Genomic DNA, 11,750 nt, shown 5'->3' with positions numbered 1-11,750 from the left:
GTTCAACATGTGGGAGGGGGGCTTGCCCCCGATAGCCATAGGTATCTACACAATTTTGGTGAGACACCGCACCTGTGGCGAGGGAGCTAACTCGTATCTACCTGACGCTCCGAGGTCCAAATGTGGGAGGGGGCTTGCCCCCGATGGCGGCCTCCGGGCCGACCAGGATGCTGGATTGGACCGAGTACATATCCGTTTCTGCGGTCACGGCTGCTAATGGTTCCGCTTTTACAGCGGCTCACTTTTGAAAAGCGCAAAAGTAAGCAAAACGCTCTTGCCCCACCACTCGGCACCTCGCTCATGCTCGGTGTGCCCGAACGCAGGCTTGAATCCGTGGGCCGCCGCAATGGGCCATCCATGGCCCAGTGCGGCTAACCCGGCGTCCTGCCGGGTTACCCACGGATTCAAGCCTGCGTTCGGCCAGCGTGGTTTAACGGGGCGCCTGAGATCAAAAGCAGATCAAGAGCGGCTCGCTGCGCATCGTGGTTGGCGTTGGGCGTTACAGCGTTGTGAAGATGCCTGTGGCGATCGGGGCAAGCCCCCTCCCACATTTGCCCTGCGGTGGGCGCAAGCCATCGCAAACCCTGTGCTAATATCGCGCCCCTGTTCATTTTGTATGTGGGTTGCTCCATGAAGTTGTCCATGCCGCGATTCAATCAAGCCACTGTCTTGGTGGTCGGCGATGTCATGCTCGACCGTTACTGGCATGGTGGTACCTCACGGATTTCCCCTGAGGCGCCGGTACCGGTGGTCAAGGTCGAGCAAATCGAAGACCGTCCAGGCGGGGCCGCCAACGTTGCCCTCAATATTGCCGCGCTCGGCGCCCCGGCCTCCCTGGTGGGTGTGACCGGTGACGACGAGGCGGCCGACAGCCTGGCCAACAGCCTGCGCGGTGCCGGCGTGCGCGCATTGTTCCAGCGCATCGCTCATCAGCCGACCATCGTCAAGCTGCGGGTCATGAGCCGTCACCAGCAATTGCTGCGTATCGATTTCGAAGAACCCTTCGCCACGGACGCCCTGGCCCTCAGTGGCCAGGTCGACGAGTTGCTTGAAGGCGTCAAGGTGCTGGTGTTGTCCGACTACGGCAAAGGCGCCTTGAAGAATCACCAGATGCTGATCCAGGTCGCCAAGGCCCGGAACATTCCGGTGCTGGCCGATCCCAAGGGCAAGGACTTCTCGATTTATCGGGGCGCCAGCCTGATCACGCCAAACCTCAGCGAGTTCGAAGAAGTCGTCGGTGGTTGCGCCGATGAGCACGAACTGGTGAGCAGGGGTGCGAAGCTGATGGCCGATCTTGACCTGGGTGCCCTGCTGGTGACCCGTGGCGAGCATGGCATGACCCTGCTGCGTCCTGATCATCCGCCGATGCACCTCCCGGCGCGCGCGCGGGAAGTGTTCGATGTCACCGGCGCCGGTGATACGGTGATTTCCACCCTGGCCGCGTCCATCGCAGCCGGTGAGGAACTGCCCCATGCCGTGGCCCTGGCCAACCTGGCCGCGGGCATCGTGGTCGGAAAACTGGGCACCGCGGCCATCAGCGCCCCCGAGTTGCGTCGCGCCATCCAGCGCTCCGAAGGCTCGGAACGCGGCGTGCTGGGGCTCGAGCAATTGTTGCTGGCGATAGACGACGCCCGTGCCCATAACGAAAGCATTGTGTTCACTAATGGCTGCTTCGACATCCTGCACGCCGGCCACGTGACTTATCTTGAGCAAGCGAGCGCCCAGGGCGATCGCCTGATCGTCGCGGTCAACGACGATGCGTCCGTCAGCCGCCTGAAAGGCCCGGGCCGACCGATCAATAGCGTCGACCGGCGCATGGCAGTACTGGCCGGGTTGGGCGCGGTGGACTGGGTGATCAGCTTCTCTGAAGACACGCCGGAAAACCTGCTGGCCCAGGTCAAGCCGGACGTGCTGGTCAAGGGCGGTGACTATTCCGTCGACCAAGTGGTCGGTGCAGACATCGTCAGTGCCTACGGCGGCACGGTTAAAGTGCTGGGGTTGGTTGAAAACAGCTCCACCACTGCGATCGTCGAGAAAATCCGCAATAACGAATAAGGCCCGTGACCGCTGGGCTCGTGCCTAGCGGCTGGTTTTTTTCGGCACAATCTTGCGCAGCATCTGCTGCGCCTTGCCGGTCAAGCGCTTGAGCTTCGACTCTTTTTCCGGCGCTGCCAGGCCTTGCTGCCTGAGCCAGTCCTTCCAGCGAATCCGCTCATCACGCACCAGCCAGCCTTCCTGCCGGGCGAAACTTTCCGCCAGGTACAGGCCCCGCGTGCTCGCCGGGTAGAGTTGGTCCTTCTTCACGGTGTACAGCTCAGCGAGTGGCTCGCCGTCCTTGAGCGGCATCAAGTACAGGTCCGGACGCTGGCGATCCAGGCGCGCGACCAGTTGATCACCTTCCAGGCGCTCATCCACATGGAACAGGCTCAGAGACTTGGCTTCCTTCGGCACTTCCAGGCGCAAATCGTAAATAAGCTGCAGTGACGCCGTCGGCAAGTGCACATACGCCCGTGGGCGCTCGATCAGCTGGGTGGTAGCGCAGCGCACCGGGCGAGCAGCCCCGGACAGCGGGCTCAGGCGAAACGGCAAGGCTTCACGGTAATGCAGCGCGGCGGAGTAGGGCGCCGGCAACCAGGTGTCGTTGAAGCGCCCGCCGAGCCAACCTTCAGGGGTTTCCAGCAAGCATTCTTCGGCAATTTCCTGGATGGCGGTATGCAGCGGCAGGTTCAGTTCATGGGCCGGGACGTAGCCGGAGATCAGCTTGAGCACCACATCGCCACGGTCCTGGCGGCGCTGGCGCACCAGCACCCAGTAATCCTTGTTTTGCCAGTGCAGCGTCAGGCGCACCGAGACGCCGAGGTTCGCCAGCTCCAGGGCGAAGCGTTCGGCGTCCGGCACCTCGACCGGCTTGCGCCGTTGCAGGGTCTGGGCGAAGTTGAGCGGCATGCCGACGCTCTGGTAGCTCAGGCCTTCGGGGGTGGCTTCTACGTGCAGCGGCAGTGTCTTGAAGTTGCTGGGGTTCTTTCTTATGAGCGTACGCGGCATGTCGGCTCCTTTTTGCGACGGGGTCGGCCGCGTGGGCGGCATCAGAGTTGACGAATGACCCGGGCAGCGGTCGCCACGTTATGGGCCAGGTGCAGCGGATTGATGGTCCCGACAATAGCACTGGCGACGCCGGTTTGCGCAAACAACAACATGAAACTGGCCTGAATTGGATCCATTCCAGGCTCCAGGCAAACGTGGCCGCTGGCCAAGGCTTTTTTCACCAGGATGCCCTTGCCATGGGCCGCCGCGTAATCAATGACGGCCTTTTCGGCCTGTTCGTTCAGATTGTAAGTGACCATTGCGCAATCACCTTGCTCCAGCGCCTTGACGCCGCCTTCGACGGTTTTGCCGGAGAAGCCGAAACCGCGGATCTTGCCCTCTTTTTTCAGCGCCGCCAGGGTCTCGTAAACCTCGCAGTCGTTGAGGATGTGCAGGTCGTTGCCATCGGAGTGCACCAGCACCAGGTCGATAAAATCCGTTTCAAGTCGTTTCAGGCTGCGCTCGACTGACATCCGCGTATGGGCGGCGCTGAAATCGTGGCGGGATACGCCGTTTTCGAATTCTTCACCGACCTTGCTGACGATCACCCAGTCCTTGCGCTGGTCACGCAGCAGTGGCCCCAGCCGCTCTTCGCTGCGACCGTAGGCGGGTGCGGTGTCGATCAGGTTGATGCCCAACTGGCGCGCCTGGCGCAGCAACATCCGCGCCTCGTCGTCATTCGGGATCTGGAAGCCGCTCGGGTATTTTACCCCTTGGTCGCGGCCCAGCTTGACGGTGCCCAGGCCCAAGGGCGATACCAGCAAGCCTGTGCTTCCAAGGGGGCGATGCAGGTCGTGCAGGGTTGGCAGGCTCATGGTAACAATTGCTCCCAGACAGGTTGACCGATAGCAGGCTTTGGCAAGTTGGGCAGGGGGGCGTTGACGCTTGGGCGGATGCCGTCGCGTTCCAGGCTGTTGATGACCCGGTCGGCGAAGTCCGGTGCCAGGGCCAGCTTGGTCGGCCAGCCCACCAACAGGCGACCCTGTTCGGCAAGGAATGCATTGTCGGGACGGGTCAGGCCCGATTGCAGCGGCTCGGCGCGGTCGACGCGCAGGGTGGCCCACTGGGTCTGGCTCATGTCGATCCACGGCAACAGCTGGGCGAGTTCTTTCTGCGTGGTCGCGATCTGCTCTTGCGGCGTGCGTGCCACGCCATCGGCCTCGGCAATATCGCCACCGATGTACCACACCCAGTTACCGTCGGCGGCCGGATGGGTGGTCACGGTCAAGCGTGGCTTGGTGCCGCCGCCCAGGCAGTGGGCGTACAACGGCTTCAGGCCGGGGCCTTTGGCGATGATCATGTGCAGTGGGCGGGTTTGCATCGCTGGCTGGCTCAAGCCCAGCGCCGCCAGCAACTGCGCCGTGCCTGCGCCGGCACTCAATACGATGCGCTGGGCGCGGATTTCGCGGCCATCGACCTTCAAGCCCACCAGCGTGTCGCCTTCGTGCAGCGGTTCGATGTGCCGGCCTGCGAGCAAACCGTCACCGGCCAGGTGCGCCAGGCGTTCAATCAGGCTTGGCAGGTCCACTACCAATTCCGCCAGGCGATAGACCTTGCCCTTGAAGCGGCGGTCTTGCAGCGCCAGCGGAAGCTCGTCGCCCTTGACCTGATCGACACGACCACGCACGGCCTTGCTGGCGAAAAAGCTGGTGAGATTACCGGCGAGGGTGCCGGGGGACCACAGGTAGTGCGCTTCAGAGAGCAGGCGCACGCCGGACAGGTCCAATTCGCCATTGCCGGCCAGGGCTTCACGCCAGCGGCGCGGCATGTCGGCAATCGCTTCGGAGGCGCCGGTGAGGGCGCCGTGCAGGGCGTATTTCGCACCGCCGTGGATGATCCCCTGAGACTTCAAGCTCTGTCCGCCACCCAGGGTCGCGCTTTCTACCAGCACCGTGGAAAACCCCTGGCGGCGCAGGCGCGCGTTGAGCCAGAGGCCGGCAACCCCGGCGCCGACAATCAGAACGTCGGTGGAAATAACGGATGGCATCGGCGACCTCAATGTTCAAGACAAGAGGCGCAGTATACAGGCTGTTGAGTGGCGGTCAGTGGCCGGCGGTTTTCGAGAACAGCTGAATGACCACCACGCCCAGCACAATCAGCCCCATCCCCAGCATGGCCGGGACGTCCAGCTTCTGCCCATAGATGAACAACGCCGCAATGCTGACCATCACGATGCCCATCCCGGCCCATACGGCGTAAGCCACGCCAACCGGCACGGTGCGCACGACCAGGGTGAGCATCCAGAACGCCACGCCATAACCGACGATCACCAGCAACAGTGGGATAGGCGTGCTCAGACCCTTGATGGCTTTCATGGAAACGGTCGCAATCACTTCCGAACAGATGGCAATGGCCAGGTAATAGTAGGCGACGTTCATGGTGCATTCCTCGAGGTGAAGCTCGTTTGATAAGCTCGGCATTCTAGAGGTTCAACAGATGCGGTAAAGTCATTACCTATCCAAATTAAAGATAGGTAAGGCCATGAGCGTGCAATGGGATCTGGCGCAGATGCGTTTGTTCGTCAGCGTCGCCGAGCAGCGCTCGTTTTCCGCCGTGGCCCGTGGGCAACGCAAGGCGCAATCGGCGGTCAGCAACGCTATAGCAATGTTGGAGGCGGACCTGGGCGTCTGCCTGTTCGAGCGAAGCAGCGGCCGCCAGCCGCGCCTGACCGAAGCCGGCAGTGTGTTGCTGGAGGAAGCGCGTGAAGTGCTGCGCCAGTGCGAGCGCCTCACGGGCCGGGCAGTGTCGTTGACCCGTGGCGAGGAGGCGTGTCTGCGCCTGGCCCAGGACGAGGCGATGTTGTTCCAGCCGGTGCTCGACAGCCTCGAGGCGCTGGCGGTGCGCTACCCGTTGCTTGAAGTGCAATTGTCCAGCGCCGCTCAAGGCGATGTGGCGCGCAAGCTGGTGGAGCGCAAGGCCGACCTGGGCCTGTTGTTCTACCACGACCAGATCCCCGAAGCCCTTGAGCGGCGAGTGGTGGGCAGTGTGGAGATGGTCACGGTGTGCGGTGTTAATCACCCATTGGCCAAGGAAAAGTACGTGGATTGCCAACGACTGGCGCAGTTTCGCCAGTTGCTGATGTCGACCCAGACCAGCGTCTACCCCGGCAGTGAAGCCGCCAGCCCGCTGGTGTGGCGGGCCGACAGCTTCTATGTGCTGGCCGAATGGCTGATGAGCGGCCTCGGTTGGGCTTGGTTGCCACGGCACATCGTGCAATACCCCACCTATCAACAGCAGATGGTTGAACTGGACAGCGAATGGACCCCGCCGGCGCTGGTGGTGGAACTGGTGTGGCGCCGCGATGAGCACCTTGGGCCAGCCGCGCGTTTTTTGGCTAAACGTTTTGCCGAGTGCTTACAGGCGATCGACTGAAAAAGCCGATAAACTCCGCCGCCATGAATAGAACTCTCTACAGCTGTCTGTTTTACCTGGCGCTGCCGTTGGTGGCTTTACGTATATGGCTGCGCGCGCGCAAGGCGCCGGCCTATGCCAAGCGCGTGGGCGAGCGGTTTTCCTATGGTTTGCCCGTGATGCGGCCCGGCGGGATCTGGGTGCATGCGGTGTCGGTGGGCGAAAGCATCGCCGCCGCGCCGATGATCCGTGCCTTGCTGGCACGATATCCGCAGTTGCCGATGACCGTCACCTGCATGACGCCCACCGGTTCCGAGCGCATCCAGGCGCTGTTTGCCGATGAGCCGCGCATTCAACATTGTTATCTGCCGTACGACTTGCCCTGCGCCGCCAAGCGTTTCCTCGACCGGGTACAGCCTAAGCTGGCGGTGATCATGGAAACCGAATTGTGGCCTAACCATATTCACGCCTGCGCCCAGCGCGGTATTCCGGTGGCCCTGGCCAACGCACGATTGTCGGCGCGCTCGGCCAAGGGCTATGCGCGTTTCGCCAAACTGACCGCACCGATGCTGGCGGAAATGAGCTTGTTCGCCGTGCAGACCGAAACCGAGGCCGAGCGTTTTCGCAGCCTGGGCGCGCGACCTGAAACCGTTGAAGTCACCGGCTCGATCAAGTTCGACCTGACCATCGACCCCCAATTGCCCATGCGTGCCGCCGCGTTGCGGGCGCAATGGGGCGCCAGCGAACGCCCGGTGTGGATCGCCGCCAGCACCCACGAAGGCGAAGATGAAGTGGTGCTGGCGGCCCATCGCCAATTGCTCGAAAGCTATCCCAATGCGCTGCTGATCCTGGTGCCGCGCCATCAGGAGCGCTTCGGCCCGATGTTCGAGCTGTGCGAACTGCAAGGCTTTGCCACGGTGCGCCGCTCCAGCGGCGAGCCCGTCACTGCGCAAACCGCGGTGCTGCTTGGCGACACCATGGGCGAGTTGCTGTTTCTCTACGCCTTGGCCGACAGTGCTTTTGTCGGCGGCAGCCTGGTACCGACCGGCGGGCATAACCCGCTGGAGCCGGCAGCGCTGGGCAAGCCGGTGATCATGGGGCCGCACCTGTTCAACTTCCTGGAAATCAGCGCGATGCTGGGCGCGGCCGGAGCGTTGCGAGAGGTGGATGACGCGCAAGGGCTGGCCGAGGCCGTGCGCCAGCTGTTCGAACTGCCGCAGGATGCGCGCAGGATGGCGCAGGCGGGGTTGAAGGTGATGCAGGCCAATCAAGGCGCGCTCAAGCGTTTGCTCGATGGCTTGGGCAAACTCCTCAATCACTGACAACACAAATCAAATGTGGGAGCTCAATTATTCGAGCGGGCCCTGAGTTGCTCGGCGGCGGCTTTGGCCAGGTCCGGTGGCAGGAAGTCCTTGTCCGGGTTGTAGTCGGCTTTGAGGTAACGCGTCAGGTCCTGCAGATCACCTGGGTTCAACGTTCCGGCGGCCTGCTTCAAGCGCAGGTTGTCGAGGATGTAGTCGTAGCGGCTGTTGTTGTAATTGCGCACCGACGAGTAGAGCTGACGCTGTGCGTCCAGCACGTCGACGATATTGCGCGTGCCCACCTGGTAGCCAATTTCCGTGGCTTCCACCGCGCTCTGGTTGGAGATGATCGACTGGCGGCGCGCTTGAACCTGTTCCACATCGGTGTTCACTGCGCGGTGCAGGTTGCGGGTATTTTCCACGACCTGGCGGCGCAGGCCTTCGCGTTGCTGCTCGGTCTGGTCGAGACGTGAATAGGATTCACGCACTTGCGAGCTGGTGAGGCCGCCACTGTAGAGCGGGATGTTCAGTTGCAGGCCGATGGTCCTGCGCGACGCATCTCCATGGTAGTCGGGACCGAAAGGGTTGGGGTTGCTGGAGCCCAGGGCGTCGTTGTCACCCTTTTGATATTGCGCTACGGCATCGAGGGTTGGAGCATGTCCGGCCTTGCGTTGCTTGAGCGTTTCTTCGGCGGCGGTGACCGCATAGTTGCTGGCCAGAAGATTGAGATTCTGGCGGCCGGCGGTTTCGACCCAGGCTTTGGCGTCGTTCGGCGTCGGCGGCAGTACCGGCAACGTATGGACTATCCCCTGGATCGAGTTGTACTGCCGATTGGTGAGGGTGATCAATGCTTCGAAGGCATCGTCCACCTGGCGCTGGGCCACAATGCGGTTGGCGCGGGCGGTGTCGTAGCTGGCCTGGGATTGCAGTACGTCTGTCTTGTCCGACAGACCCACATCGAAGCGCTCGTTGGACTGGTCCAACTGGCGCTTGAAAGCAGCCTCTTCGGACTTGGTGGTCGCCAGGTTGTCCTGGGCCCGCAGTACGCTGAAGTAGCGTTCGGCGCTCTGCAGGATCAGGTCCTGCTCAGTGGCCGAGAGTTGCAGCGACGCCTGTTCATTGACGGCTTCAGCGGCCTGCAGCTGGAACCAGCGGTCGGCACGAAATAATGGTTGGCTCAATGTCGCGCGCCAGGAATGTGCATCACGGTCGATCGTGGCCGCAGGCTCATCGAACTTATTGCGCACATTGTTGGAGTCGGCGCTTGCCGACAGATTCGGCAGCAGCCCGGCACGGGCCTGTGGGACGATTTCTTTTTGCGCGCCATATTGAGCACGGGCGGCGGCGAGGTCGGCGTTGTTGTCCACCGCTTCTTGGTAAACGCTGACCAAATCGGTTTTGGTCGACAGGGGCGCTTCAGCTGCCCAGGCCATTCCATTGGTCGCACAAGACACGGCCAGAGCCAGTGAAAGTTTGCGCAGCATGAGGCGATCCCTAGTTTAAATATTATAGTGGTAATTTTATGCTCAAGGCTAAGGCGGCCCATTCCTGGCGTCAAGCATCAAGGCAGTTCCCGAGTGTAGTTGGGCGATCACGTCACAGCAATCCCGCAATCATGTCATTTAAGGCCCTGGCTCTTATCGGTATTGGCAATTTGCCCGCGCCATGGTCTAGACTGACCGAGTTCTTGTCGGGGTGCCTTGTTGGAAGGCTGAGATCGGTAAATACCGGATCCCGTTGAACCTGATCAGGTTAGCGCCTGCGTAGGGAACAAGATTTCTCGTCACCCGGCGAGTCCTCTTGTGCTTCGTCCGGGAAGTTGTTCGACAATCGAACATCCCTCGTGCGCCAAGCACAGCACTGGTCACAGTGCGTCCGTCCGTCACAGGTTCGCTCCGACAAAAAATCCACCGCCTGGATAAGTTGGAGAGCCCGTGATGAGCATCGAACCAAAAAGCCAAAAATCAAAAACCACCGTGCATTTGAGTGAATCGGCCAAGGTCGACTCCGGCTCCGTGCAGCCGTTTACCCGCTCACAGAAAATCTACGTACAAGGCACTCGCCCGGACATTCGGGTCCCGATGCGCGAGGTCAGCCTGGACGTGACCCCCACCGATTTCGGCGGCGAAATCAATGCGCCGGTGGTGGTTTACGACACTTCCGGCCCGTACACCGACCCCAACGTGATCATCGACGTGCGCAAAGGCCTGGGCGATGTGCGCTCGCCCTGGATCGAGTCCCGCGGCGACACCGAGCGCCTGTCGGGCTTGAGTTCGCACTTCGGCCAGCAGCGCCTGAGCGATGCCGAGCTGACCGCCCTGCGTTTCGCCCATGTGAAAAACCCGCGCCGGGCCAAGGCCGGGGCCAACGTCACGCAGATGCACTACGCGCGCAAAGGCATCATCACCGCCGAGATGGAATACGTCGCCATCCGCGAGAACATGAAGCTTGAAGAAGCCCGCGCCAGCGGCCTGCTCGACCAGCAACATGCCGGCCACAGCTTTGGCGCCAGCGTGCCGAAAATCATCACCCCTGAATTTGTGCGCGAAGAAATCGCCCGTGGCCGCGCGATCATCCCGGCCAACATCAACCACACCGAACTGGAACCGATGATCATCGGCCGTAACTTCCTGGTGAAGATCAACGGCAACATCGGCAACAGCGCACTGGGCTCGTCCATCGAAGAAGAAGTGGCGAAACTGACCTGGGGTATTCGCTGGGGGTCGGACACGGTGATGGACCTGTCCACCGGCAAACACATCCACGAAACCCGCGAGTGGATCATCCGCAACTCGCCGGTGCCGATCGGTACGGTGCCTATCTACCAGGCCCTGGAAAAAGTCGGCGGTGCCGCTGAAGACCTGACCTGGGAGCTGTTCCGTGACACCTTGATCGAACAGGCCGAGCAGGGCGTCGACTACTTCACCATCCACGCCGGCGTGTTGCTGCGCTACGTACCGCTGACCGCCAAGCGCGTCACCGGCATTGTTTCCCGTGGCGGTTCGATCATGGCCAAGTGGTGCCTGGCTCACCATAAAGAGAACTTCACCTACACGCATTTCGACGAAATCTGCGAAATCATGAAGGCCTATGACGTCAGCTTCTCCCTCGGCGATGGCCTGCGCCCGGGGTCGATCGCCGACGCCAACGACGCCGCGCAATTCGGTGAGCTGGAAACCCTCGGCGAGCTGACCAAGATCGCCTGGAAGCACGACGTACAAACCATGATCGAAGGCCCTGGCCACGTGCCAATGCAGTTGATCAAGGAAAACATGGACAAGCAGCTCGAATGTTGCGACGAGGCGCCGTTCTACACCCTCGGCCCGCTGACCACCGATATCGCACCGGGCTATGACCACATCACCTCCGGCATCGGCGCAGCGATGATCGGCTGGTTCGGCTGCGCCATGCTCTGCTACGTCACGCCCAAGGAGCACCTGGGCTTGCCGAACAAGGATGACGTGAAGACCGGCATCATCACCTACAAAATCGCCGCTCACGCCGCCGACCTCGCCAAGGGACATCCGGGGGCGCAGATCCGCGACAACGCCTTGAGCAAGGCGCGTTTCGAATTCCGCTGGGAAGACCAGTTCAACCTCGGCCTGGACCCGGACACCGCGCGGTCCTATCACGACGAAACCCTGCCGAAGGACTCGGCCAAGGTCGCGCATTTCTGCTCGATGTGCGGGCCGAAATTCTGCTCGATGAAAATTACCCAGGAAGTGCGTGAATACGCGGCCAACCAGCGCATTGACGCGGTGGATGTGGACGTGGCCAAAGGTTTGGCCGAGCAGGCGGAGCGGTTCAAGCAGGAAGGTAGTCAGCTTTACAAGAAGGTCTGAACCAGAGGCGGCGGTGCCTGCACTGCCGTCATCGCGGGCAAGCCCTAATGCCAGTCAGTTAAGACAGAACCGGTCCCTGTGGCGAGGGAGCTTGCTCCCGCTGGACTGCGTAGCAGTCCCATTTTTGGGGCCGCTTCGCGCCCCAACGGGAGCAAGCTCCCTCGCCACAGGT

The 11,750-nt window shown here is 61.8% G+C and carries 9 protein-coding genes and 1 riboswitch; of the genes, 4 read left to right on the top strand and 5 right to left on the bottom strand.

The features are described 5' to 3' along the window. The first annotated feature begins 630 nt into the window (after window positions 1–630). A complete protein-coding gene (gene hldE, locus Q1V60_RS21010) occupies window positions 631–2,055 on the top strand; it encodes a bifunctional D-glycero-beta-D-manno-heptose-7-phosphate kinase/D-glycero-beta-D-manno-heptose 1-phosphate adenylyltransferase HldE (protein WP_300634252.1) in 1,425 nt (474 codons plus the stop codon). 24 nt (window positions 2,056–2,079) lie between these two features. Here hldE and Q1V60_RS21005 read toward each other — a convergent pair whose 3' ends face one another. From Q1V60_RS21005 to Q1V60_RS20990, 4 genes are read right to left on the bottom strand one after another with little or no spacing between them, the layout of a single operon-like run. Beyond that, entirely contained in the window at window positions 2,080–3,045 is a 966-nt protein-coding gene (locus Q1V60_RS21005; protein ID WP_300634249.1) for a metal ABC transporter ATPase, read from the bottom strand. Between the two features lie 41 nt (window positions 3,046–3,086). Next, complete coding sequence (locus tag Q1V60_RS21000) at window positions 3,087–3,899, bottom strand: aldo/keto reductase (protein ID WP_300634246.1); 813 nt, start codon at window positions 3,897–3,899, stop codon at window positions 3,087–3,089. Continuing rightward, a complete protein-coding gene (locus tag Q1V60_RS20995; RefSeq protein ID WP_300634243.1) occupies window positions 3,896–5,071 on the bottom strand; it encodes an FAD-dependent oxidoreductase in 1,176 nt (391 codons plus the stop codon). Before Q1V60_RS20995 ends, Q1V60_RS21000 begins: the two co-directional genes overlap by 4 nt. A 55-nt stretch (window positions 5,072–5,126) precedes the next feature. Beyond that, a complete protein-coding gene (locus tag Q1V60_RS20990; RefSeq protein ID WP_300634240.1) occupies window positions 5,127–5,462 on the bottom strand; it encodes a multidrug efflux SMR transporter in 336 nt (111 codons plus the stop codon). A gap of 103 nt (window positions 5,463–5,565) precedes the next feature. On the opposite strand from Q1V60_RS20990, the gene Q1V60_RS20985 reads away from it, so the two are divergent. Both Q1V60_RS20985 and waaA read left to right on the top strand, forming a co-directional pair. Next, on the top strand, window positions 5,566–6,456 hold the full coding sequence (locus Q1V60_RS20985; RefSeq protein ID WP_300634236.1) for a LysR family transcriptional regulator: 891 nt from the start codon (window positions 5,566–5,568) through the stop codon (window positions 6,454–6,456). 23 nt (window positions 6,457–6,479) lie between these two features. Further along, entirely contained in the window at window positions 6,480–7,757 is a 1,278-nt protein-coding gene (gene waaA, locus Q1V60_RS20980) for a lipid IV(A) 3-deoxy-D-manno-octulosonic acid transferase (protein ID WP_300634233.1), read from the top strand. 23 nt (window positions 7,758–7,780) lie between these two features. Here the strand turns inward: waaA and Q1V60_RS20975 are convergent, their stop codons facing one another. Beyond that, entirely contained in the window at window positions 7,781–9,220 is a 1,440-nt protein-coding gene (locus tag Q1V60_RS20975) for a TolC family outer membrane protein (protein WP_300634231.1), read from the bottom strand. A 197-nt stretch (window positions 9,221–9,417) separates the two neighbouring features. Further along, window positions 9,418–9,523, top strand: a riboswitch (TPP riboswitch). 150 nt (window positions 9,524–9,673) lie between these two features. Between Q1V60_RS20975 and thiC the strand changes: the two genes are divergently transcribed. Beyond that, the gene (gene thiC / locus Q1V60_RS20970; RefSeq protein ID WP_300634229.1) at window positions 9,674–11,578 is read left to right on the top strand and encodes a phosphomethylpyrimidine synthase ThiC; all 1,905 of its coding nucleotides are present in this window, start codon (window positions 9,674–9,676) and stop codon (window positions 11,576–11,578) included. The last annotated feature ends 172 nt before the right edge of the window (window positions 11,579–11,750 follow it).

The organism is Pseudomonas sp. (genome assembly GCF_030147005.1).
In the GTDB taxonomy this organism is placed as follows: Bacteria; Pseudomonadota; Gammaproteobacteria; order Pseudomonadales; family Pseudomonadaceae; genus Aquipseudomonas.
This window is presented reverse-complemented; position numbering and strand designations above follow the sequence as displayed.

What these genes read in the sequence shown, in the direction of transcription:
- hldE (WP_300634252.1), top strand. Translation starts at nt 631, where the DNA reads ATGAAGTTGTCCATGCCGCGATTCAATCAAGCCACTGTCTTGGTGGTC.
- Q1V60_RS21005 (WP_300634249.1), bottom strand. Translation starts at nt 3,045, where the DNA reads ATGCCGCGTACGCTCATAAGAAAGAACCCCAGCAACTTCAAGACACTG.
- Q1V60_RS21000 (WP_300634246.1), bottom strand. Translation starts at nt 3,899, where the DNA reads ATGAGCCTGCCAACCCTGCACGACCTGCATCGCCCCCTTGGAAGCACA.
- Q1V60_RS20995 (WP_300634243.1), bottom strand. Translation starts at nt 5,071, where the DNA reads ATGCCATCCGTTATTTCCACCGACGTTCTGATTGTCGGCGCCGGGGTT.
- Q1V60_RS20990 (WP_300634240.1), bottom strand. Translation starts at nt 5,462, where the DNA reads ATGAACGTCGCCTACTATTACCTGGCCATTGCCATCTGTTCGGAAGTG.
- Q1V60_RS20985 (WP_300634236.1), top strand. Translation starts at nt 5,566, where the DNA reads ATGAGCGTGCAATGGGATCTGGCGCAGATGCGTTTGTTCGTCAGCGTC.
- waaA (WP_300634233.1), top strand. Translation starts at nt 6,480, where the DNA reads ATGAATAGAACTCTCTACAGCTGTCTGTTTTACCTGGCGCTGCCGTTG.
- Q1V60_RS20975 (WP_300634231.1), bottom strand. Translation starts at nt 9,220, where the DNA reads ATGCTGCGCAAACTTTCACTGGCTCTGGCCGTGTCTTGTGCGACCAAT.
- thiC (WP_300634229.1), top strand. Translation starts at nt 9,674, where the DNA reads ATGAGCATCGAACCAAAAAGCCAAAAATCAAAAACCACCGTGCATTTG.